This is a genomic window from Nonomuraea sp. NPDC003201, assembly GCF_053590415.1.
This window is the reverse complement of the sequence record NZ_JBSFTC010000062.1, coordinates 1-21,543: the sequence shown is the minus strand read 5'-3', so window position 1 is coordinate 21,543 and position 21,543 is coordinate 1. Positions and strand designations below refer to the sequence as shown.

General features: G+C 71.3%; 19 protein-coding genes. 17 read left to right on the top strand and 2 right to left on the bottom strand.

Annotated elements, in window-relative coordinates:
• Positions 1 to 4 precede the first annotated feature (4 nt).
• From ACWDX9_RS22830 to ACWDX9_RS22805, 6 genes are read left to right on the top strand one after another with little or no spacing between them, the layout of a single operon-like run.
• On the top strand, positions 5 to 2,401 hold the full coding sequence (locus tag ACWDX9_RS22830; RefSeq protein ID WP_449957094.1) for an AGE family epimerase/isomerase: 2,397 nt from the start codon (positions 5 to 7) through the stop codon (positions 2,399 to 2,401).
• A 7-nt stretch (positions 2,402 to 2,408) separates the two neighbouring features.
• Positions 2,409 to 2,744 carry an STAS domain-containing protein gene (locus ACWDX9_RS22825; RefSeq protein ID WP_355191502.1) on the top strand — a complete coding sequence of 112 codons (336 nt, stop codon included), beginning with the start codon at positions 2,409 to 2,411 and terminating at the stop codon, positions 2,742 to 2,744.
• The gene (locus tag ACWDX9_RS22820; protein ID WP_449957092.1) at positions 2,741 to 4,756 is read left to right on the top strand and encodes a glycogen debranching protein; all 2,016 of its coding nucleotides are present in this window, start codon (positions 2,741 to 2,743) and stop codon (positions 4,754 to 4,756) included. The genes ACWDX9_RS22825 and ACWDX9_RS22820 overlap by 4 nt, the downstream gene beginning before the upstream one ends.
• Before the next feature lie 16 nt (positions 4,757 to 4,772).
• On the top strand, positions 4,773 to 5,078 hold the full coding sequence (locus tag ACWDX9_RS22815) for an STAS domain-containing protein (protein ID WP_350728893.1): 306 nt from the start codon (positions 4,773 to 4,775) through the stop codon (positions 5,076 to 5,078).
• Positions 5,078 to 5,536, top strand: coding sequence for an ATP-binding protein (locus tag ACWDX9_RS22810; RefSeq protein ID WP_357730146.1), 459 nt, complete (start codon positions 5,078 to 5,080; stop codon positions 5,534 to 5,536). Before ACWDX9_RS22815 ends, ACWDX9_RS22810 begins: the two co-directional genes overlap by 1 nt.
• On the top strand, positions 5,502 to 6,731 hold the full coding sequence (locus ACWDX9_RS22805; RefSeq protein ID WP_449957090.1) for a PP2C family protein-serine/threonine phosphatase: 1,230 nt from the start codon (positions 5,502 to 5,504) through the stop codon (positions 6,729 to 6,731). The genes ACWDX9_RS22810 and ACWDX9_RS22805 overlap by 35 nt, the downstream gene beginning before the upstream one ends.
• Positions 6,732 to 6,775: 44 nt before the next feature.
• Here ACWDX9_RS22805 and ACWDX9_RS22800 read toward each other — a convergent pair whose 3' ends face one another.
• Positions 6,776 to 8,104 (bottom strand): hypothetical protein, encoded by a 1,329-nt coding sequence (locus ACWDX9_RS22800; protein ID WP_449957088.1) that lies wholly within the window; start codon positions 8,102 to 8,104, stop codon positions 6,776 to 6,778.
• 173 nt (positions 8,105 to 8,277) lie between these two features.
• On the opposite strand from ACWDX9_RS22800, the gene ACWDX9_RS22795 reads away from it, so the two are divergent.
• From ACWDX9_RS22795 to ACWDX9_RS22785, 3 genes are all read left to right on the top strand, one after another.
• Entirely contained in the window at positions 8,278 to 9,084 is an 807-nt protein-coding gene (locus ACWDX9_RS22795) for a helix-turn-helix transcriptional regulator (RefSeq protein ID WP_355191496.1), read from the top strand.
• 152 nt (positions 9,085 to 9,236) lie between these two features.
• Complete coding sequence (locus ACWDX9_RS22790) at positions 9,237 to 12,224, top strand: type I polyketide synthase (protein WP_449957086.1); 2,988 nt, start codon at positions 9,237 to 9,239, stop codon at positions 12,222 to 12,224.
• A 134-nt stretch (positions 12,225 to 12,358) separates the two neighbouring features.
• Positions 12,359 to 13,294 (top strand): hypothetical protein, encoded by a 936-nt coding sequence (locus tag ACWDX9_RS22785; protein ID WP_355191492.1) that lies wholly within the window; start codon positions 12,359 to 12,361, stop codon positions 13,292 to 13,294.
• Here ACWDX9_RS22785 and ACWDX9_RS22780 read toward each other — a convergent pair.
• Positions 13,255 to 14,544: a sugar phosphate nucleotidyltransferase gene (locus ACWDX9_RS22780; RefSeq protein ID WP_449957084.1), complete on the bottom strand. Its 1,290-nt coding sequence runs from the start codon at positions 14,542 to 14,544 to the stop codon at positions 13,255 to 13,257. The genes ACWDX9_RS22785 and ACWDX9_RS22780 overlap by 40 nt on opposite strands.
• A gap of 202 nt (positions 14,545 to 14,746) precedes the next feature.
• Here ACWDX9_RS22780 and ACWDX9_RS22775 point away from each other — a divergent pair, with 202 nt between their 5' ends.
• The 8 genes from ACWDX9_RS22775 (at position 14,747) to ACWDX9_RS22740 (ending at position 21,438) form a co-directional block, all read left to right on the top strand.
• Positions 14,747 to 15,745: an alcohol dehydrogenase catalytic domain-containing protein gene (locus ACWDX9_RS22775; RefSeq protein WP_449957082.1), complete on the top strand. Its 999-nt coding sequence runs from the start codon at positions 14,747 to 14,749 to the stop codon at positions 15,743 to 15,745.
• Positions 15,746 to 15,758: 13 nt separating this feature from the next.
• A complete protein-coding gene (locus ACWDX9_RS22770) occupies positions 15,759 to 17,042 on the top strand; it encodes a ferritin-like domain-containing protein (RefSeq protein ID WP_449957080.1) in 1,284 nt (427 codons plus the stop codon).
• Between the two features lie 106 nt (positions 17,043 to 17,148).
• Positions 17,149 to 17,808, top strand: coding sequence for a hypothetical protein (locus ACWDX9_RS22765; RefSeq protein ID WP_355191484.1), 660 nt, complete (start codon positions 17,149 to 17,151; stop codon positions 17,806 to 17,808).
• Positions 17,805 to 18,914, top strand: a complete 1,110-nt coding sequence (locus ACWDX9_RS22760) for an NAD(P)-dependent alcohol dehydrogenase (protein WP_350728880.1) — start codon at positions 17,805 to 17,807, stop codon at positions 18,912 to 18,914. Before ACWDX9_RS22765 ends, ACWDX9_RS22760 begins: the two co-directional genes overlap by 4 nt.
• A gap of 19 nt (positions 18,915 to 18,933) precedes the next feature.
• Positions 18,934 to 19,929, top strand: a complete 996-nt coding sequence (locus ACWDX9_RS22755; protein ID WP_449957078.1) for an alpha/beta fold hydrolase — start codon at positions 18,934 to 18,936, stop codon at positions 19,927 to 19,929.
• A gap of 2 nt (positions 19,930 to 19,931) precedes the next feature.
• Positions 19,932 to 20,234: a Nif11-like leader peptide family natural product precursor gene (locus ACWDX9_RS22750; protein WP_449957076.1), complete on the top strand. Its 303-nt coding sequence runs from the start codon at positions 19,932 to 19,934 to the stop codon at positions 20,232 to 20,234.
• Positions 20,231 to 20,551, top strand: coding sequence for a Nif11 family protein (locus ACWDX9_RS22745; protein WP_449957074.1), 321 nt, complete (start codon positions 20,231 to 20,233; stop codon positions 20,549 to 20,551). The genes ACWDX9_RS22750 and ACWDX9_RS22745 overlap by 4 nt, the downstream gene beginning before the upstream one ends.
• Entirely contained in the window at positions 20,548 to 21,438 is an 891-nt protein-coding gene (locus ACWDX9_RS22740) for an alpha/beta fold hydrolase (protein ID WP_363963412.1), read from the top strand. The genes ACWDX9_RS22745 and ACWDX9_RS22740 overlap by 4 nt, the downstream gene beginning before the upstream one ends.
• The last annotated feature ends 105 nt before the right edge of the window (positions 21,439 to 21,543 follow it).

The window sequence follows — 21,543 nt, the reverse complement described above, 5'->3', positions numbered from 1 at the left end:
CACCGTGCGTGAGAAGCGATTGGCCGGGCGCACCGTCGCGATCCTCATGGAGAGCGACTACGTCGAGCAGGAGCTCCACTACTACCAGCGGCGTTTCACCGAGGAGGGGGCGCGGGTCGAGTTCCTCACGCGGTTGTGGGGACAGGACTCGCTGACCTTCCACGGCCACGAGTTCAAGGAGCCGTTCACGGTGAGCGGCGACCTGGAGAGCGCCGACCTGAGCCGGATCGACGTGCTGATCGTGCCGTCCGGCATGGTCTCGGACCGGCTGCGCTACACCGAGGACGTCCACGAGCTCGCCCCCGCCGTACGGCTGCTGAAGGAGGCCTTCGACGACCACCGGATCGTCAAGGGCATCATCTGCCACGGCCTCTGGCTGGCGGCGCCCATCGCCGAGGCGGTCAAGGGCCGCCGCGTGACGTGTCACAACAACCTGGTCGGCGACGTGCGCAACATGGGCGCCGTCTACACCGACCAGGACGTCGTGGTGGACCGCGACCTGGTGACCGGCCGGACGGCCGAGCACTGCGCCGCCTTCGCCCGCATGATCATCGACCTGGTGGCCGCCGACCGCGGCTCCGAGACGGTCTACCGGCCCGACTTCACCTTCTCCGACCTGGTGGCCGGCTATGTCACCGGCTTCGAACACGGCGAGATCAGCCTGCGCACCAACGACGGGCGGCCGGTGCGGGTGCGCCTGACCGGCACCACCTCCGCCGAGTTCGTGCGCAACCTCTCGGAGCCGTACCTCGACGCCTCGGCGCACCTGGAGCAGCTGCTCACGCCGGGCACCTACGTGTTCGTCAAGGGGATCTTCTACCACGAGAACGGCGCCTACACGATCGAGGCCAAGACGCTGATCTTCCTGGGCAGGCAGCCGGGCCAGTACGCCTTCGAGCAGCCCGACTGGTGGGTCAAGCAGATCCGCGAGCTGGGCAGGTTCTACCGCAAGGCGCAGTTCGGGGCCGACGGCCCGATCGACTACTCCGCCTACCGGACCATGCTGCGGCTGGGCGGCGAGAAGGCCGGCCAGGACGTGCAGGAGACCGACACGATCTCCCGGATGATCTACGGGATGTCCTCGGCCTACATGCTCACGGGCGAGGAGGACTTCCTGGAGGTGGCCGAGCAGGGCACCGCCTACCTGCGCGAGCACATGCGCTTCGTGGACCGCGACGAGGACGTCGTGTACTGGTACCACGGCATCGACGTGCGCGACGGGATCGAGCGCAAGCTGTTCACCTCCGAGTTCGGCGACGACTACGACGCGATCCCGATGTACGAGCAGATCTACGCGCTGGCCGGCCCGACCCAGCTCTACCGGCTCACCGGGGACCCGCGCATCGCCTCCGACATCGACGGCACGCTGCGGCTGTTCAAGAAGTTCTTCCACGACCCCGAGCGGGGCGGCTACTACTCGCACATCGACCCGATCCTGCTCAGCCCGCACCACGAGTCGCTGGGCCCGAACCGGTCGAGGAAGAACTGGAACTCCGTCGGCGACCACGCCCCCGCCTACCTCATCAACCTGTTCCTGGCCACCGGCGACGAGCGGCACGCCGACATGCTCGAGGAGACGTTCGACCTCATCGCCAAGCACATGCCCAGGAAGGACAGCCCGTACGTCCAGGAGCGCTTCCACGCCGACTGGACGCCGGACACCACCTGGCACTGGCAGCAGGACCGGGCGGTCGTCGGGCACAACCTCAAGATCGCCTGGAACCTCATGCGGATGATGTCGATCCGGCCCAAGGACGGCTACCGGACGCTGGCGACCGAGATCGGCGAGAAGATGCCGGGCTTCGGCAGCGACCCGCAGCGCGGCGGCTGGTACGACGTGGTCGAGCGCAGGCTCGCCCCCGGCCAGCACGTCCACCGGTTCGTCTGGCACGACAGGAAGGCCTGGTGGCAGCAGGAGCAGGCGATCCTCGCCTACCAGATCCTGGCGGGGCTGGTGGGCGAGGAGGAGTTCACGCGCAGGGCGCGGGAGTCGGCCGCCTTCTACAGCGCCTTCTTCCTCGACCACGACGAGGGCGGGATCTACTTCAACGTGCTCGCCGACGGCCACCCGTACCTGCTCGGCAACGAGCGGTTCAAGGGCAGCCACTCGATGAGCATGTGTCACGCGGCCGAGCTGTGCTTCCTGGCGACCGTCTACCAGCGGCTGCTGATCGACAAGGAGCCGTTGACGCTGTGGTTCCGGCCGCGGCCCGACGGGTTCACCGACCGCGTCCTGCGGGTGGCGCCCGACGCGCTGCCGCCCGGCCGGGTCCGGCTGGAGTGGGTGGAGGTGGACGGCTCGCCGTACCAGCTCTTCGACGCCGCGGCGATGACGGTGAAGCTGCCCGACTCCGCCTCGCCGATGACGGTGCGCGCCCATCTCGCGCCCGTGGAGGAGTGACATGGCCATGCGACTGCGGAAAGAGCTGCGCGGCGGGGTGACCGTCATCAGCCTGGACGGCCAGCTGGACAGCGAGACCTCGCCCCAGGTCCAGCAGGACCTGCGGGCGCTCCTCCCCGAGGACGGGCTGGTGGTCCTGGACCTGTCCCGGACCCTGTACATGTCGAGCGCGGGGCTGCGGGTGCTCCTGCTGGTCTACCGGCAGGCCCAGCACGGCACGGTACGCCTCGCGCTGACGGGCCTGTCCCCCGACGTGCGCGCGATCATGGAGGCGACCGGCTTCCTCGGGTTCTTCACCGTGGTCGAGTCGGTGGAGCAGGGCGTGGAGGCGTTGACTGTATGACCATCCTGGAGCCGATCGACGCTTACCCCACGCAGCGGATCGCCGGATACCCCGTGCGCGCTGGGCGGTCGCTGCCGTTCGGCGCCACGCGGGTGCCCGGGGGCGTCAACTTCTCGGTCTACTCCAACCACGCCACCTCGGTGACGCTGGTGCTCTATCGGGAGGGCGAGCCCGAGCCGATGGCCGAGCTGCCCTTCCCGGAGACGTTCCGGGTGGGCAGCGTCTACGCGATGACCGTGTTCGGCCTCGACGTCGAGCGCCTGGAGTACGGCTATCGCGTGGACGGCCCCCGCCGGCCGTGGGAGGGCCACCGCTTCGACCCGGACCTCGTGCTCAGCGACCCGTACGCCAGGATGCTGACCGGTCACGGCCCCTACCGGCACAGGTCGCGGGTGACGCTCGACGACTTCGACTGGGAGGACGACCGCCCGCCGCACCTGCCGCACGAGGACCTGGTGATCTATGAGCTGCACGTGCGCGGTTTCACCAGGCACGACTCCTCCGGGGTCGCGGCGCCCGGCACGTACGCGGGGCTCGTGGAGAAGATCCCGTACCTGCTGGAGCTGGGGGTCAACTGCGTCGAGCTGATGCCGGTGTTCGAGTTCGACGAGACCGACAACGTGTTCACCGGCGTCAACTACTGGGGGTACAGCCCCATCGGGTTCTTCTCCCCCAAGGCGTCCTACGCGGCCACCGGCCGGGACCACATGCAGGTCGACGAGTTCAAGCACATGGTCAAGGAGCTGCACCGGGCGGGCATCGAGGTGCTGCTCGACGTGGTGTTCAACCACACCGCGGAGGGCGACGAGCGCGGCCCGGCGATCAGCTTCAAGGGACTGGACAACGCCACCTACTACATGCTCACCCCCGACGGGCACTACTACAACTTCAGCGGCACGGGCAACACGCTCAACTGCAACCATCCGGTGGTGCGCGGGTTCGTGCTGGACTGCCTGCGCTACTGGGCCGCCGAGTGCCACGTGGACGGCTTCAGGTTCGACCTGGCGGCGATCCTCGGGCGGGGGTCCGACGGCGAGCTGCTGCACAACCCGCCGCTGCTGGAGTCGCTGGCGTACGACCCGATCCTGCGCGACCGCAAGCTGATCGCGGAGGCGTGGGACGCCGCCGGGCTCTACCAGGTGGGCAGCTTCCCCCACTACAGCCGCTGGTCGGAGTGGAACGGCCGCTACCGCGACACGGTGCGCAGGTACGTCAAGGGCGACATCGGCGTCACCGGGGAGCTGGCCACCCGCATGGTCGGCTCGCCCGACATGTACAGCCGGAGGGGCGTCGCGGCCACGGTCAACTTCGTCACCTCACACGACGGGTTCACGCTGCGGGACCTGGTCTCGTACGACCACAAGCACAACGAGGGCAACGGCGAGGGCAACAGGGACGGCGACGACGCCAACAACTCCTGGAACTGCGGGCACGAGGGTGTGACCGACGACCCGGCGGTGCTGGCGCTCCGTGCCCGGCAGCAGCGCAACGCGCTGCTGCTCCTGCTGGCCAGCCGGGGCGTGCCGATGCTGCTGGCCGGCGACGAGCTCGGCCGCACGCAGCTCGGCAACAACAACGCCTACTGCCACGACGGGCCGGTCACGTGGCTCGACTGGGGGCTGCGGGAGGAGAACGCCGACCTGTTCCGCTTCACGCGGCACGCCATCGCCTTCCGGCGGGCGCACCCGGTGCTGAGGGGCGGCTCTCCCGGATCGGTCCACTGGCACGGCGTGAGCGCCTGGTCGCCGGACTGGTCGGCGCACTCGCGGGTGCTGGCCGCGCTGTTCGACGGGGGCGGGAACGACTGCGTCTACGTCGCCGCCAACTCCCACTGGGAGTCGCACACGCTCGAACTGCCGCCCGCGCCGCGCGGGCAGAGCTGGCACCTGTTCGCCGACACCGCCGCCGCCCCGCCGATGGACGCCTTCGAGCCGGGCTCGGAACCGCCGCTGGCCAACCAGTCACAGTTGTCCATCGGCCCCAGAAGCGTCGCGATCTTGGTCACGCATTAGCGAAGGGAACCATGTCATGTCCTTCAGGATGAAGATGAGCGTGGAGGGCGACACCGCCACGATCCGGCTGGCCGGCGAGCTCGACGGCAGCTCCGCCCCCGAGCTCAACGAACTGGTGTCGCAGGCCGTGGGGCGGCAGGTGGGCAAGCTGGTGCTGCTCCTCGACGAGCTGACGTACATGTCGTCGGCGGGGGTGCGCTGCCTGGTGTTCGCGCACCAGAAGCTGCCGCGCGGCTCGGAGATCACCTTGGTGGGGACCAACCCGGAGGTGGCCGAGACGATCCGGCTCACCGGTTTCGACCGCAGCATCGTGATGCAGTGATGCTCGCCTGCCGGCTCAAGATCGATGTCCAGCACGTGTCCCTGCCGGGTGTGGTGGCCGATTTCATCGAGGCGCTGGCAGACGGGGCGGGGCTGACCTCCCGACAGGCGTACTGGCTGCGACTGGCGACGGACGAGATCACCACGAACATCGCCCAGCACGGCTACCGAGGCGGGGCGGGCGTCGTGGAGCTGTCCGGGGAGATCGAGGACGACCGGCTGCAGGTGAGCATCGAGGACGACGCTCCGCCGTTCGATCCCGCCGGATACGATCCCGCGCCGCGGCTGGCGCTGCCGCCCGCGCTGCGCGAGGAAGGCGGCTACGGGCTGCTCCTCGCCATGGGCAAGGTGGACGAGTTCCGCTACGAGTACGTCGGCGGACGCAACCGCAACACCCTGATCATGCGACTGCTTGGAGGCGCGAATGCCGACGGCTCTGGTGGTTGCCGAGCCGGCTAACCCCACGTCCACCGCGGTGCTCGAACTCGACGGGGCACTGCGCGAAGAGGGCTTCGACGTCCAGCTCGCCGTCCCGGACGACCTGGTCCTGCGCCACCCGCACCCCGACCTGCTGCTGATCTCGGCGGCGCTGGGGCTGCAGCGGATGGCGCTGGTCAGCCAGCGGTTCCTGGTCGACGGGCGGATGCCCACGATCGTGGCCTTCCCCGACGACGACATCGCCGCGCTGGAGGAGTGTGTGCGCGGCGGGTTCGACTACGTGACCCGCCCGTTCCTGCCCGGCCTGCTGCGCAGCCGGGCGAACTCCTGCTGGGAGCGCTATCAGCTCAGCACCACGGTGGAGGAGATGGCGGCGCTGGCCAGCCTGCGGGAGTACGAGCGCGAGCTGCGCATCGCCCGCGACATCCAGGCCGGGTTCCTGCCGGAGTCACTGCCGAGGCTGGACGGATGGGAGATCGCCGCCAGCTTCCGGCCGGCCCGGCAGGTGGCCGGCGACTTCTACGACGTGTTCACCCTCGTCAACGGGCGCCGGCTGGCGCTGGTGGTGGCCGACGTGTGCGACAAGGGCGTGGGGGCGGCGCTGTTCATGGCGCTGATCAGGACGCTGCTCCGGCACACGGCCGAGCACACCGGGTTCGTCCAGGACGTCAGCGACGACACCGCCGTGGCGCTGGACGGCTCGCCGGGAGAGTCCGCGCTGCCCCTGCTGTCGCTGGGGGCGGGGCCGCTGATCCAGGCGGTCGTCGGGACCAACCGTTACATGGCCCGCAATCACATCAAGCAGGCGTATTTCGCGACGATGTTCTTCGGGGTGCTGGACCCGTACTCCGGGGACCTGGTCTACATCAACGGCGGGCACAATCCGCCCGTCGTGGTGCGGGCCGACGGCCGCCAGACGATGCTGCCGCCGACGGGGCCCGCGGTCGGGATCCTGGCCGACAGCTCCTACACCCTGGGTCACGTGCAACTGGGGCCCGGCGACGCGCTGTTCGCCTACACCGACGGGGTGGTCGAGGCCAGGAACTCCGCCCACGGCCTGTTCGGCACCCCCCGGCTCCAGGAGGTGCTGGGCGGGGCCGGGGGGCACGCCTCCGGTCTGCTCGCGGCGGTCGACACCTCGGTGCGCACGTTCGTGGGGGCCGCCGAGCAGTCCGACGACATCACCACTCTGGCGCTGAGCAGGAACCCCTCCTGAGGGGACAGGCCCGGACCACGGCCGCGGCACGTGGTCCGGGCCTCTCAGGCGGCGACCATCGACATGGCGACGGCGACGTCCCAGCCGGAGGCGGGCTCCCCGCCGTGGAAGCCCTCCGCCATCAGCGTCGCCTCATCCGCCCGCCCGGCCAGCAGCAGCGCGTCGATCAGGTACGCCGTCAGATGCGCCGCCAGCCAGGGCGGCCCCGCCTCCGCTCCCCCGGCGGTGAGCGCGAGCGCGCGCCGCAGGTGGAAGACCGCCTCCTCGGGCCGGGTCCGCAGGCGGGTCATCGCCTGCGCCGCGTGCACGAACAGGGCGGTCTCCCTGTCGGTACGCGTGATCGTGCCGACGTCGTCGGCGGGGCGGCCGTTCAACGCCATGATCCAGGCCCGGTAGGCGAGCAGCAGCGGCCGCTGCGCCGGCCCGGCGGCCACCGCCGCGCGCAGCAGGAACTCGGCGGCGGCCTCCGGCCGGCCCTGCCCGCAGGCGAGGTTGACCGCGCGGGCGAGCGCCAGATGCGGCGTGCTGTCCACCATTCCCTCGGGCAGCGAGTCCAGGAACGACATGCTGTCGCGCCCCCTGCCGCGCAGCAGCAGCAGGTGCGCCAGCGGCACCGAGACGGTGTGCCCCTCGCCGCACCACGCCGCCGCCTTGCACAGCTCGAAGGCCCGGTCGAAGGCCAGCGCCGCCCAGGCGTCCCAGGTGGCCTTCACCAGGTGCGGGGTGGCCGCGGACGGGTCCATCGGCGGCAGCCACTCGGTGGCGCACTGGAACTCCCACCCGGCGGCGCCCCGGGTCAGGCGTTCGGTGAGCCGACGCCCGACCAGGAAGTCGTGCAGCAGGCGGGGGTTGCCGCCGGTCGCCGAGTGCAGGGCGCCGGCGGTGGCCTGCCGTACGTGGCCGCCGGCCACCTCGGCCAGCAGGGCGGCCACCTCCTCGACCGCGAGCGGCGGCACGTCGACCGTGTACGCGCCCGGCTCGAAGCGCAGGCAGTCCACCGGGTCGGGGCGCCGCGCCGCGGGCCCGGACAGCGTCGTGACCAGCACCCTGGCCCCCGGGCTCCCGCCCGCGGCCGTGCGCAGCGCCCTCAGGCTCTCGTCCTCGCTCACCTGCGCGTCGTCCATGACGAGCAGCAGCGGGCGGCCCCCGGCGGCCGCCTCGACGCGGGCGGCGACCTCCCCGGGACCGTCCGCGGCACGCAGCCGGACGATGTCGTAACGCGCCGCCTCGGACGATTCGAGCACGCGCTCCACCAGCCTGCTGCGGCCCGAGCCCGGCTCTCCGGCCAGGACAATCGGGCCTGCTCCGGAAGCCCCGAGGGCTGACCGAATCGCGGCGATCTGCTCGCTCCGGTCGATGAAATGCCACTTCATCTGGTTAATCCCCTCAATTGAATGGATTAAATTCATGCTTTGGGAACAATGCCGTAACGTCAATGCCGAAATGACGCAATCGGGCTAGAGGTGACAAATATTCCGTGAGGCTTCTAGACTCAGCCTTGCGATCCTGATCTGCTGACGCGGTGGAGGCACTCACGGGGGGTTCTGTGTCAGGCGACGGCTGGAGCCGGCAGGAGCTCGCGCGATTCCTGCGCAGCAGGCGCGCACGGGTCACGCCGGGGCAGGTGGGCTTCCCCGAAGGGGGGCGCAGGACGAAGGGGCTGCGGCGGGAGGAGGTGGCGGTGCTCGCCGGCCTCAGCCCGACCTGGTACACGTACCTCGAGCAGGGGCGTGACATCAGGCCCTCCATCCAGGTGCTCGACAGCCTGGCCCGGGTGCTCGACCTCAGCGAGGACGAGCGCCGCTACATGCACACGCTGGTGCACGGCCAGGTCACCAACCCGCAGCCGCTCGAAGGGCAGACGTGGTCGGGCGACGTGATGGGCCCGCTGGTGAGCCTCATGAGCGCCAGCGCCTATCCGGTCTACGCCACCGACATCCACTGCGACCTGACCGCCTGGAACGACGCCGCCGCCGAGTGGTACGACGACTGGGGCAGCTACACGCCCGAGCACCGCAACATGCTGCGCTGGCTGCTGGTCTCACCTACGGCGAAGGAGCGGCTGCCCGACTGGGAGCGCGTCACCTGCGACGTCATCGCCCGGTGGCGCTCTGAGCTGGCCAGATGGCCGCACGACGAGCGGCTGACCGCGAAGATCGCCGAGTTCTCCCAGCTGAGCCCGCTGTTCGCCGGCCTGTGGCGCAAGCACGAGGTACAGGAGCACCGCAGCCTCACGCGCCGCTTCCGGCATCCTCGGCTGGGCCTGCAGACCCTGCGCATGGCGCTCATGATCACCCCGGATGAGCCGCTGGTCGGGCTCGTGATCCATTTTCCGATGCACGCGGGCGAATAACGCGGTTTTCACCGCCCCGGTATTTCGTCATCTGTTAATTGACACCCACGTGGGCGAGCCGGACCTTAGGTGATGTCGTTCGGCCAACCAACAAGGGCGCCCGGGCGTCGTCTAATTCACGATGACCCGGGCGAGAACGGGAACGGGGCCCCATGCACAACAACAGCGGGCGAGATCCCATCGCCATCGTCGGTGCCGCCTGCCGGTTGCCCGGTGCGCAGAGCCCGGCCGACCTCTGGCAGATCGTCAGCGGGGGCCGGGACATGATCGGCGTGATCCCTCCGGAAAGATTCGACATCGAAACCACCTCCGGCCGCCGCCGGCCCGATGTGCTGCGGGGCGCGGGCGGCTACCTGGACGACATCACCGGGTTCGACGCGCGCTTCTTCGGCGTCACGCCGTTCGAGGCCCTGCGGATGGACCCGCAGCAGCGGTTGCTGATGGAGGTCACCTGGGAGGCGCTCGACGACGCGGGCATCCCGGCCGAGAGCCTGGCCGGGAGCGACACCGGCGTCTACACGAGCCTGCTGTCCTCGGGGTACTGGGACCTGCTGCGCCGCTCGGGCATGTACGACATGCACGCCGCGCTCGGGGCGGCCGTCAGCGGCATCTTCCCCGGCCGCGTCTCCACCCAGCTCGACCTGCGCGGTCCCAGCATGGGGGTGGAGGCGGCCTGCGCGACGTCGCTGCTCGCGGTGCACATGGCCTGCCGGGCGCTGTGGTCGGGCGAGATCGACCTGGCCATCGTCGGCGGGGCGAACCTGCAGATCGTGCCGGACCTGTACTTCGCGCTCGCGGACGCCGGCGTGCTGTCCAGCTCGGGCCGGTGCAAGTTCGGCGACGTGTCGGGGGACGGGTACGTGCGCAGCGAGGGCGTGGTGGCCCTGATACTCAAGCCGCTCTCGCGGGCCCTCGCGGACGGGGAGCACCCGTACGCGACGATCCTGGGCAGCGCCGCCACCCACGACGGCCGCACCGGCGGCTCGCTCGTCTCCCCCGGGCTGGAGGGGCACGAGACGATGCTGCGCAAGGCCTATCTCGACGCCGGAGTCTCCCCCGGCGAGGTCGACTACGTCGAGGCCCACGGGCCCGGCACCCCCGCCGGCGATCCGACCGAGCTGGCCGCGCTGGACCTGGTCATGCGGGAGGGCCGGGACCCTGAGCGGCGCTGCCTGGTGGGCTCGCTCAAGTCCAACATCGGCCACACCGAGTTCACGTCGGGGATGGCGGGGCTGCTCAAGACGGCCCTGGCGCTGCGGCACCGGACCATACCCGCGACGCTGCACGTGGTGGAGCCGCACGCCGTCCTGCGGGAGCCGACCGCGGCCGTCGAGCTCGCGCTGCTCACCCAGGACTGGCCGGACCGGGGGACGCCGGGGCTGGCGGGCGTCAACTCCTTCGGCATGTCGGGGACCAACGTCCACCTCGTGCTCTCCGAGGCGCCGCAGGCGTCCCGTCCCCGGCTCGGCCAGGGCCGGCCCAGCTACGTCCTGCCCCTGTCGGCGCGGGACCCGAGGGCGCTCGACGAGCTCGCGGGCGCGTACGCCGAGATGCTCGACACTGTCGTGGAGGACGCGGGACCCGGCCTTCACGACGTGTGCTTCAGCGCGGGCGCCCGGCGCTCGCACCACGAGTACCGGCTGGCCGCGGTCGGCGACGACGCGCGCTCGCTAGCCGCGTCCCTGCGGGAGTTCCGCGCGAGCGGGCGGGGTGACGGGCGGTCGGTGCACGCCGGCGAGCGCCGCGCGGCCCGGAGGCCGAAGGTGGTGTTCGTCTTCCCCGGCCAGGGCGGCCAGTGGGCGGGCATGGGCAGGCAGCTGCTGGCCGCCGAGCCGGCCTTCGCCCTGCGCCTGAACGAGTGCGCGCGGGCGGTGGCCGCCGAGCTCGGCTGGTCCCCCGTGGACGTGCTGCTGCGCGGGGAGCGGCTGTCGCGCGTGGACGAGGTGCAGCCGACCCTCTGGGCGATGCAGGTGGCGCTGGCCGCCGTGTGGCGCGAGTGGGGCGTCGAGCCCGACCTGCTCGTCGGCCACAGCATGGGCGAGATCGCCGCGGCGGTCACCGCGGGCGCGCTGAGCGTGGCCGACGGCGCGGCCGTGGTCGCCAGGAGGAGCCGGCTGCTGCGCGAGCTGCGCACGCCCGGCGCCATGTGGGCCGTGGCGCTCGGCGAGGAGGCGGCCCAGCAGGCGATCGGCGAGCACTCCGGCCAGGTGAGCGTGGGGGTGGTCAACAGCCGGCACTCCACGGTCCTGTCCGGCGACCCCGCGAGGCTGGAGCGGATCGTCGCGCCGCTGCGCCGCGACGGCGTCTTCTGCCGTCAGGTGGACGTGGACTACGCCTCGCACGCGCCGCAGGTGGAGCCGGTGCGCGAGGCGCTGCTGGAGGCGCTGTCGAGCGTCAAGCCCGGCCCCTGCGCCGTGCCCATCCATTCCAGCGCCCGGGACCGGGTCGTCGACGGCACGGAGCTGGACGCCGGTTACTGGTTCGAGAACCTGCGGCTGCCCGTGCGCTTCGCCGACGCCTGCCAGGCCGCGCTCGCCGACGCCCGGCCCACCGTGTTCATCGAGATGAGCCCGCATCCGGTGCTGCAGACGGCGCTGGAGGAGGAGGTCGAGGCGGCGGGCGCGACCGCGAGCGTGGTGCCCTGCCTGCGGCGGGACGTGCCGGACGCCGCGGCCCTCAGCGCGGCGCTCGGCCAGGCGTACGTGCTGGGCTGCCGTCCCCGCTGGGACCGCGTCCACCCCGAGGGCGAGTACGTCCGGCTGCCCGGCTACCCCTGGCAGCGGCGGCGGTTCTGGCCCGGCTCGGCCACCTCCCCCATTCCTCCCGAGCCCGCCCGAGAACCGGCCCGAGAACCGGCCCGAGAACCGGCACTGGCCGGACGCCCGGATCTGGCGGCCCTCTCGGAGACGGAGTTGACCGCCGTGGTGACCGACCTGGCGTCCCAGGTTCTCGCGGTGCCCGGACACGAGATCGGGATGGACGTGCCGCTCACCCTGCTGGGCCTGGACTCCGTGCTGGCGACCAGGTTCCGCGAGCGGGTGCGGCGCGAGCTGGGCGTGGACGTGCCGGTCCGCAGCCTGCTCGGCCCGGGCACGCTGCTGGACCTCACCACCGAATTACGCTCGGCGGCCACCGTGTGAGGCGCGGCCGCCGCTGTCGAGACGGGGCTCCGGGTCGTCCGGAGCCTCGTCTCCGCTCTTTTGAAGGTGGCATTCCGACTGCTAGCACTAACTAATTCTTGGGCATTCCAGTCAAGAGCCGGAAGGATACGGGCATGGTGACAGCCGTGTTGGGAACGCTGGCCGGCGCCGCGCTCGTGGCGGCGGTGTGGCTGAGCGTCGTGCTGACCGTGTTCACCCCCCGGGGCAGGCCGACCCGGCTGGTCCGCGGCGTCCTGCGGGCCTTCGCCGGTCCCATGCTCGCGATGGCCGGCCGGGTCCCGCCCGTCCTGCGGGAGCCGCTGCTCGACCTGTGCGGGCCGCTGGCCGTCGTCACGGTGGCCGCGATCTGGCTCGGCGTGTCCTCGGCCGGGTTCGCGCTGCTGGAGGGCACGCCGCTGCGCGAGGCCGAGTGGGCGTCCAGGCTGCTGATGGTGGCGGCCATCACGACGTACCTGGGGCATTTCCTGGCCGCCTACTCCCGGCGGGAACGGCTGGTCGCCAGGCTGGCCGGCAGCGTGTGCAACCCGCGCGACGCCGACACCATGCTCGCGTCCTACCTCAAGACCGGCTCGCGCGACCACCTCGACACCATGTTCGCCGAGTGGACGGTGTGGATGGCCGAGGTGGAGCACTCCCACCTCGCCCATCCGGCGCTCACGTTCCGCCGCCCCGCGGGCGACCTCGACTGGCTCAAGGCCGCGGTCATCGTCCTGGACGTGGCCGCCCTCATCGAGGCGCTCGCGCCGAGCTGGGCTCCGGCGCACACGAAGGCCCTGCTCGCGACGGGGACGCGCTGCATGCACCGGCTGACCCACGGGCTGTGCATCACGCTGCCGCCCATCCCGGTGAGCCTGCAGGGGCGGGAGGAGCGCAACTTCTCCGACACGCTGCTGCTGGCCCACGAGGCGGGGCTGCCGGCCGAGCGGGACCCGATGGAGGCGTGGACCGTCTTCCAGGACCTGCGCACCGGGTACGCGCCGCACGCCTACGCCATCGAGACCCGGCTCCGTTACGACCGGGTCGAGGAGCCGGACGACGTCGGCGACTGACGCCCGCCGGAGTGCCCGGCCCCGGTCACGGTCTGTCCCGGATAGGCGATGACGCCGCTGAGACCGGCGCCCTCGGCGACGCGCACCTCGTGGCCGAGGGCGGTGAAGCCGTCGATGACGGCCGGGCGCTCCAGCGACGAGTCCACCCGCGCCATCACGCCCACGTACGCGTCGCTGAGCCGCGCGCCCGGCCCGATGATCGCGCCGTCCAGGCAGGCCACCCGTTCCAGGCGGCACCACGGGTGCAGGTCCGCCTCGTCGCCCACGTACGAGTCGCGCAGCACGACGCCGGGGCCGATCTCGACGTCCCGGCCGATCCACGCGCCGGGGCCCACGTGGACGAGCCCGGCGGCCAGCTTCTCCGCCAGCGTCAGCCCGCTGACCTCGTCGCGGCGCGCCAGCGAGGAGGGGTGGATCACGGGCCCGTCCGGCAGCCGCAGGCTCGGGTAGCCGCCGGCCAGCGCCTCGGCCATGGTGAGCAGGTAGTCGCGGGGGTTGCCCAGGTCGCCCACCTTGGCCAGGGGCGAGCACATGACCCGGTGGCCGCGCGACACCAGCCACGGCAGCAGGTCGCCGCCCCAGTCGAGCCCCCGCCCGGCCAGCGCCGCCAGCTCGTCGGTGCCGCCCAGAGCGCGCAGCCTGGCGCAGTCCACCAGGTAGAGCCCGGCGTTGATGGGCACCCTGTCCAGGTCGGCGGTCACCGCCGCGATGGTCTCCAGGGGCGGTTTCTCGATGAACCGCTGGATCCGGCCGGCGCCGTCCGCGAGCACCAGCCCGTACGTGCCCGCCACCTCCGCCGCCGTCCGATGGACCAGGCCGACGGTCACCACCGCCCCGCTCGCCAGGTGGTCGCGCACCAGCGCCGCCAGGTCGAACTCGAACAGCGAGTCGGTCGGCAGCACCAGGGCGTGGCCGAGCAGGCCGTGCTCCTCGATCAGGCTGAGCGTCGCCTGCCCGGAGCCGGTGTTGAACCGGTCCGTACGCGGCCGCGAATAGCGCACCGAGACCCCGAGCCGCTCGCCGTACCCCAGCGCCTCCTTGACCTGATAACGATTCTCCCGGCCGTTGGCCGCCACGTGGAAACTCGTTATTCCCTGGTCGCGGAGGCCCGCGACGAGCCATTCGATGACCGGCCGCCCGAGAAAAGGGACGGCGGCCTTGCTCCTTATGTGACCGGAACCTTCGAGGGTGAGCGGGCGGGCGCGGAGGCCGCGGCCGCCGGCCAGTGCGATGGCGGCAATAGAAGGCATGGCAACCTCCAAGGACAACGGGCGGTGACTTATTCGTACCATTCGCTCCGGGAATATGGCCCGTTTCGGCCGCCGAACGCCGGGATTTCGTCAGGTCCGCCTCTGACAAAAGCACCGTGGTTTCCGTTAAGTCAGGGTGCCGCCGGCGCGGGCCGGATATTTATCGTGGGCCTCCCTGACGTGTCTCGCCGAGGAGGAGACCGTGCGCGCAGCCGTCATCACGCAACTCAACTCCCCATGGGAGTTCCAGGACCTCCCCGATCCCGAGCCCGGGCCCGGGCAGGTCGTCGTACGCATCCAGGCGTGCGGCATGTGCTTCAGCGACGTACTGGTCCACCGCGGCCACTGGCCGGTGCGGCTGCCGATCGTGCCGGGGCACGAGCCGGTGGGCGAGGTGGTGGCGCTCGGCCCCGGCGCCACCACCCTGCGGGTGGGCGACCGGGTCGGCGTCTCGTGGATGCAGCGCGGCGAGGGGCGCTGTATCCAGTGCCAGAGCTGGCATCCGGTGGCCTGTGAGCACACCACGACCTGGATGGACATGGGCGGCGGCTACGCCGACCTGATGGTGGCCTGGGAGTCGGGGTGCACGCTGCTGCCCGACGGCCTGGACTACACCGACGCGGCGGTGGCCTTCTGCGCCGGCTTCACCTCGATGAGCGGCCTGCGCAACGCCGACCCCCGGCCGGGCGAGCGCGTCTGCGTGCTGGGCGTCGGCGGGCTCGGGCACATGGCGGTGCAGCTGGCCGCCGCCATCGGCCTGGAGACGGTCGTGCTCACCACCTCGCCCGACAAGGCGGAGTACGCCAAGGAGCTGGGCGCGGCGGAGGGTGTCGTGGTCGGCGACGACCCCGGCAAGGCGCTGGCCGACGCCGGGGGCGCCGACATCATCCTGGCCACCACCACCTCGGCGGACCTGGTCGCCCGCGTGCTGTCCGGCCTGCGCTACGGCGGGCGGCTGGTCACGATGGGCGTCACCGGCCCGCTGAAGATCGACGACATGATGACGCTGCTGTTCAAGCAGTGCTCCATCAAGGGCAGCACCCACAACAACCGCTCCGACCTGGTCGAGGTGCTCACCCTGATGGCCGCGGGCAAGGTCAGGCCGCGCGTGGAGACCTACCCGTTCGCCGAGGTCAACGAGGTGCTCAAGCGGGTGGAGGCAGGCCAGGTGCGCTACCGCGCCGTACTCACCCCCAACTGAGGAGGATCCCCGCATGTCCGAGCCCCCGATCGTCATAGCGAACCGGGAGCACCTGTGGTGGCTGCTCAACGAGGCCTCACAGCTGGAACACATGATCCTGAGCCAGTACCTCTTCGCCGAGGCCAGCCTCAAGAACGGGACGGGGGACGGCCTGACGGCCGAGCAGGCGGGCGCGGTCGCCCGCTGGCGCGGGGTCCTGCACTCCATCGCGGTCGAGGAGATGCTCCACCTGGCGCTGGTGTCCAACCTGCTGGCCGCCATCGGCGCGGCGCCGACCTTCACCCGCCCGAACTTCCCGCAGCGCTCGGGATACTTCCCGTCGGGCATCCAGCTCGATCTGCTGCCCTTCGGCGAGCAGGCGTTGCGCCACTTCCTGTACCTGGAGCGCCCCGAGGGCATGCAGTTGCAGGACGCCGAGGAGTTCGAGCCGGTGCCGCCCAGCCGCGTCCGGCTCGACCCCGCCGACCTCATGCCCAGGGGCCAGGAGTACGAGACGATCGGCCACCTGTACCGCGGGATCGAGGAGGGGCTGCGGGCGCTCTGCGCGGAGCTCGGCGAGCGCGCCGTGTTCGTCGGGTCCCCGCGCGCCCAGGCCACGCCGGAGCTGTTCCGCTGGCCCCAGCTCGTCGCGGTCACGGACCTGAAGTCCGCGTTCACCGCGGTCGATCTCATCATCGAACAGGGCGAGGGCGCGCGTGGCGACTGGCAGCAGGCCCACTACGGGCGCTTCCTCGCGGTGTGGCGGGAGTACGAGGAGCTGCGGGCGCTCGATCCGGGCTTCGACCCGGCGCGACCGGCGCTCGCCGCCTACCTCAAGCAGCCCTACGACATCGTGGAGCCCCAGCCGCTCATCACCGACCCCGGCACCCGCCGCACGGCCGAGCTGGCGGCGGTCGCCTACGAGCTGGTGCTGCACCTGCTGACCAGGTTCTTCACGCACACCGACGAGAGCGAGGAGCAGCTGGGCCTGCTCGTCGGCACGTCGATCAGCATGATGGCCGAGGTGCTGCGGCCGCTGGCCACCGCCATGACCACCATGCCCGTCGGCCCGGAGCACCCCGGCCGCACGGCGGGCTTCGCGTTCGAGATGTACTACGCCATGAGCAACTTCGTGCCCTGGCGCGAACCCTCCTGGGCGCTGCTGCACGAGCGCATGAGAGTGCTCGTGGAGCGCTGCAGGGCCGCCGAGAAGGCCGGCGGGCCGGCGTCCGCGGTCGCCGCGGCGGCCGGCGTCCGGACGGCCGAACTGGCCGAGCGGGTGCGCGCGCACGTGCCGCCGGCCCTGCTCCCGTCGTAGGACTTCACGAATTACCTCGCGCCGCCCGGCCGACTTGCCAATGTACGACCCGGCTCTTTGACGTCGGCCGGGCCGCCGGAAAAAGAATTGACTCATGCGAGGTGTGATGGAAACCAGCGCCGAATTCACGGTCGCCGAACTCTCCGGCCGATGGCGCAGCCCGGTCGCCGCCGAAGTATTCCCGGGAATATTCGGGGTGGACGACTTCTGGCTGCACAGTCCTTTCTGGGCCATTCATTTCAATGCCTACAAGGACCCCGGCTGCGACAGCCGGCTCTTCGAGCTCATCATCACGGGCATGTTCGAGCTCCTCGGCCCCAGCGAACAAACACCCGGCGCGCGCGACGCCGATTTCTCCCGGACCAAGGTCTGCCTGCGCCTGTTCGACACCGGGCTCGTCGCCGGCGCCGACGAGGTGAAGGCGGGCGACGGCAACTGGCAGCCCGGCGAGTGGCAGGACGTCTCCCACGGCGGCTGCTCGATCCTGGACCTGCCGGGGGTGGACGAGTGCCCGCGGGAGTACGACCTGCTCGGCCTGGCCCGCTCGCACGGCCGGGACGAGGATCGGCTCTACTTCGGCCAGCGCCACCACGACGAGCTCGGCTCGATCTGGACCCGCCGGGCCCCCGGTCTGCTCGACTACTACGTGGTCCGCGTGGTCGGAGCTCCGCCTCAGGTCGGGGATGGCGCGGAGTGGGGGCCGGCGGAGTGGACCCACGTCACGAGCTCGTACACCCTCACCCCCGACGATCGGAGACACTCGTGACCACCACCCAAGCCGCAGTCGTCGAATCGCCGGGAGCGGCGTTCACCCTCCGGGACGTCGAGCTGGACGCCCCGCGCCAGGGCGAGATCCTCGTCCGGATGAAGGCCGCCGGCATCTGCCACACCGACCTCACGGTGGCGGCGGGGCACATCCCGTTCCCGCTGCCGGGCGTGCTCGGGCACGAGGGGGCCGGCGTCGTGGAGGAGACGGGCCCGGGCGTGACCAAGGTCAAGCCGGGCGACCACGTCGTGCTCACCTTCACCTCGTGCGGGAGCTGCGCCTCCTGCCGGATCGGCCACCCCGCCTACTGCACCACGTGGATCCCGCAGAACCTCATCGGCGGCAAGCGGCCCGACGGCAGCTCACCGATCAGCAGGGACGGCGTCGCGCTCGGCGGCCGGTTCTTCGGCCAGTCGTCGTTCGCCCGCCACTCCATCGCCGACGAGCGCAGCGTCGTCAAGGTCGACCCGGACCTGCCGTTCGAGCTGCTGGCCCCGCTGGCCTGCAGCGTCCAGACCGGCACCGGCGCGGTCTGGAACACGCTGCGCCCGGAGGCCGGCACGTCCATCGCGGTGATCGGCACCGGCGCGGTGGGCCTGGCCGCCATCATGGGCGCGGCGCTCACCCCGGTCAGCCAGATCATCGCCGTGGGCCGGCAGGCGGCGCAGCTCGAACTGGCCGCCAAGATCGGCGCCACCCACACCGTCGACTCGACCGGCCTCGACCTGGCCGACGAGCTGCGGAAGATCACCGGCGGCGCCGGCGTCGACTACGTGGTCGAGGCGGTGGGCAACCCCGACGTGCTGCGTGCCGGCATCGAGGCGCTCGCCCCGCGCGGCGCGGTGGCCGTCGTGGGCGCTCCGCCGTACGGGGTGGAGGTCTCGGTCGACGTGCACCGGCTGCTGCCGGGGCGGCGGATCCTGGGCGTCTGCGAGGGCGACAGCGACCCCGACCGGCTCATCCCGCTGCTGGCGCGGCTGATCCGCGGCGGCCGGCTGCCCGTGCAGCCGCTCATCAAGGAGTACGACTTCGCCGACATCCAGGCGGCGGCGGACGACTTCAGGTCCGGCAAGAACATCAAGACGATTCTGCGGTTCGACGCGTGAACGACGTTTGGAGCCAGGAATGAACACCTTCGAGCTCGGCGACTTCCCGCTCACCTCAGGTGACACGCTGCCCGGCGCCCGGCTGGCGTACCAGACCTTCGGTGAGCTCAACCAGGCCAAGGACAACGTGGTCGTGTTCCCGACCTTCCTCGGCGCCCCCGCCGAGGTGCTCAACGGCTGGATCGGCGAGAACCGCGCGCTCGATCCCCGCACCCACTTCATCGTGCTGCCCGGCCACTTCGGCCTCCCGCCGTCCTCCGCGCCGAGCAACACCCCGTCGCGGCCCTTCCCGGTCATCTCCATCGCCGACGACGTCATCGCCCAGCAGCGGCTGCTGGAGGAGGTCTTCGGTGTCCGCGAGATCCGGCTGGCGCTCGGCTGGTCGATCGGCGCGATCCAGGTGTACGAGTGGGCGCTGCGCTTCGGCGACCTCGTGCGGAGCATCGCCCCCATCGCCGGGGCGCCCACCCCGCCGCCGTGGACCAAGCTCTGGCTGAAGACGGTGGTGGAGGAGCCCATCACCGCGGACCCCAACTACGCCGGGGGCGCCTACACGGACGCGGCGAGCGTCAGCGGCGGCCTGGCCCGGGTCGGGCACGGCTCGGCGCTGACCGCCCCGCCCCGCACGTTCTACTACGCCGGCGCCGACGTCTGGCGCACCCTGGGCTTCGACAGCGTGGACGCGTTCGTCGAGGGCTTCTGGGAGGGCTTCTGGCTCCCGCAGGACCCCAACGACGTGGTCACCCAGGCCCGCAAGGCCCGCGCCGCCTGGCCGGGCGCCGAGGGCGAGTCCCTGCGGGAGGTCCTGGGCCGGATCAAGGCCAAGACCACGATCGCCGGCTTCACCGGCGACGCGCTGTTCCCGCCGGACGAGCTCAGGCAGTACGCCGAGTGGATCCCCGGCGCGACGTTCCGCCAGATCGACAGCGTCTACGGCCATCTGGCCACGTTCGGGCTGGCCGAGCCCGACGTGAAGGCCATCGACGACGTCATCAGACACGCGCTGGAGAGCTAGCCGTGGCCGAGGCGGAGTTCGTGAGGTTCCTGGAGGCGGCCCGGTCGGATCCCGGTCTGCTGGCCCGTTACTCCCCCATGGACCTTCCCCGGATCCTGTTCCACGCCCGCAACGACGGGTTCGCCTTCACCGAGGACGACGCCGAACGGGTCATCGGCCGGCTGGAGGCGGACGTCGTCATCAACAAGGACAGGGAGCCGTTCGACGGGAGCAGCACCCTGTGGCGGCACATGTGGGGCGCGCGTTACCTCGACTACCTGGTCGACCACGTGGTCGCCCGCTACTCCCGCGAGGAGCTGGCATGAGCGAAGCCAACGTCATCGGGTTCCTGCGCGACCTGGCCGGGCGGCCGGACCTGGTCGACCGGCTCAAGGACAAGTCCAAGGACGAGGTCATCGCGGCGGCCGCCGCGGCCGGGCAGCCGTTCACCGCGCAGGAGTTCAACTCGTTGATCTGGGAGCTGGAGGGGCGGCTGGCGCACGAGCGCGGCGAGGAGTTCAACGAGCGGTTCCCGCTCTGGGGCCTGCTGTGGGGCCGGTACTACCTGGAGTTCCTCGTCTTCGACCTCGTCCCCAGCCTCGACGAGACCGGCCTGCTGGTCGGATTGGAGCACAAGTCATGATGCGAAACGCCCTCTACATCGGGCGCGAATGGAACGTCGAGCACAACCTGCGGGCGCCGGTGACCGGCGCCGAGCTCAGGTACACCGTGCTCGGCGAGGGCGAGCCCGTGCTGTGCATCCACGGCACCAGCATCGCCGACAGCCTCATCACCCCCATGCGGTTCTACCCCCCGCTGCTGCAGGACTACCAGCTCATCAGCTACTACCGGGCCGGCTACAACGGCAGCACGCTGGACAAGCCCGAGCTGAGCATCGAGGGCGGCGCGCAGCACGTCGCCGAGCTGCTCGACCACCTGGGCATCGAGAAGGCGCACATCATGGCCTTCTCGTTCGGCGGCGTGATCGCCTTCCAGTTCCTGCTGTCGTACCCGGAGCGGGCGCACAGCGCGATCCTGCTGGAGCCGTACCTGCCGCGTGAGGCGCCGGACGCGATCCAGGCCAACATCGACGCCTACATGAACGCGATGAAGCTGTACGAGACGGGCGACAAGCTCGGCGCGGCGCAGCTCTACATGGAGGCGGTGTGCGGGCCGAGCTTCCTGCCCGCGGTGGAGATGACCGGGCCGCTCGACGTGTGGGACCGCGTCGAGGCGTGCGTCGACACGACCTTCACCGTCGACTTCCCGGCGATCTCGCAGTGGGGCTTCAAGCCGTCGGAGGCCGACCGGCTGGTCACGCGGAAGCCGGACATGCCGGTGCTGGCGGTGATGGGCCTCGACAGCGAGTCGGCGATGCCGGGGTTCCGCGACGCGCAGCGCTTCCTCATGGACTGGCTGCCGCAGGCGGAGCGGTGCGGCATCCCCAACGCCACGCACGGGCTGCAGAGCATGAACCCGGTGGCCGTCGGCGAGGCCGCCCACACCTTCCTCAAGCGCAACCCGATGTGAGACCCGTGGGCCCCCGCCCCCCGGCGGGCCACGAAAAACCCCCCCCCCCCACAGGCCCCCCCCGCCCCCGAAAAAAGAGACGACCCCCACGCGGGCGGGGAGGGG

What these genes read in the sequence shown, in the direction of transcription:
- ACWDX9_RS22825 (WP_355191502.1), top strand. Translation starts at nt 2,409, where the DNA reads ATGCGACTGCGGAAAGAGCTGCGCGGCGGGGTGACCGTCATCAGCCTG.
- ACWDX9_RS22820 (WP_449957092.1), top strand. Translation starts at nt 2,741, where the DNA reads ATGACCATCCTGGAGCCGATCGACGCTTACCCCACGCAGCGGATCGCC.
- ACWDX9_RS22815 (WP_350728893.1), top strand. Translation starts at nt 4,773, where the DNA reads ATGTCCTTCAGGATGAAGATGAGCGTGGAGGGCGACACCGCCACGATC.
- ACWDX9_RS22810 (WP_357730146.1), top strand. Translation starts at nt 5,078, where the DNA reads ATGCTCGCCTGCCGGCTCAAGATCGATGTCCAGCACGTGTCCCTGCCG.
- ACWDX9_RS22805 (WP_449957090.1), top strand. Translation starts at nt 5,502, where the DNA reads ATGCCGACGGCTCTGGTGGTTGCCGAGCCGGCTAACCCCACGTCCACC.
- ACWDX9_RS22800 (WP_449957088.1), bottom strand. Translation starts at nt 8,104, where the DNA reads ATGAAGTGGCATTTCATCGACCGGAGCGAGCAGATCGCCGCGATTCGG.
- ACWDX9_RS22790 (WP_449957086.1), top strand. Translation starts at nt 9,237, where the DNA reads ATGCACAACAACAGCGGGCGAGATCCCATCGCCATCGTCGGTGCCGCC.
- ACWDX9_RS22785 (WP_355191492.1), top strand. Translation starts at nt 12,359, where the DNA reads ATGGTGACAGCCGTGTTGGGAACGCTGGCCGGCGCCGCGCTCGTGGCG.
- ACWDX9_RS22780 (WP_449957084.1), bottom strand. Translation starts at nt 14,544, where the DNA reads ATGCCTTCTATTGCCGCCATCGCACTGGCCGGCGGCCGCGGCCTCCGC.
- ACWDX9_RS22770 (WP_449957080.1), top strand. Translation starts at nt 15,759, where the DNA reads ATGTCCGAGCCCCCGATCGTCATAGCGAACCGGGAGCACCTGTGGTGG.
- ACWDX9_RS22765 (WP_355191484.1), top strand. Translation starts at nt 17,149, where the DNA reads ATGGAAACCAGCGCCGAATTCACGGTCGCCGAACTCTCCGGCCGATGG.
- ACWDX9_RS22755 (WP_449957078.1), top strand. Translation starts at nt 18,934, where the DNA reads ATGAACACCTTCGAGCTCGGCGACTTCCCGCTCACCTCAGGTGACACG.
- ACWDX9_RS22745 (WP_449957074.1), top strand. Translation starts at nt 20,231, where the DNA reads ATGAGCGAAGCCAACGTCATCGGGTTCCTGCGCGACCTGGCCGGGCGG.
- ACWDX9_RS22740 (WP_363963412.1), top strand. Translation starts at nt 20,548, where the DNA reads ATGATGCGAAACGCCCTCTACATCGGGCGCGAATGGAACGTCGAGCAC.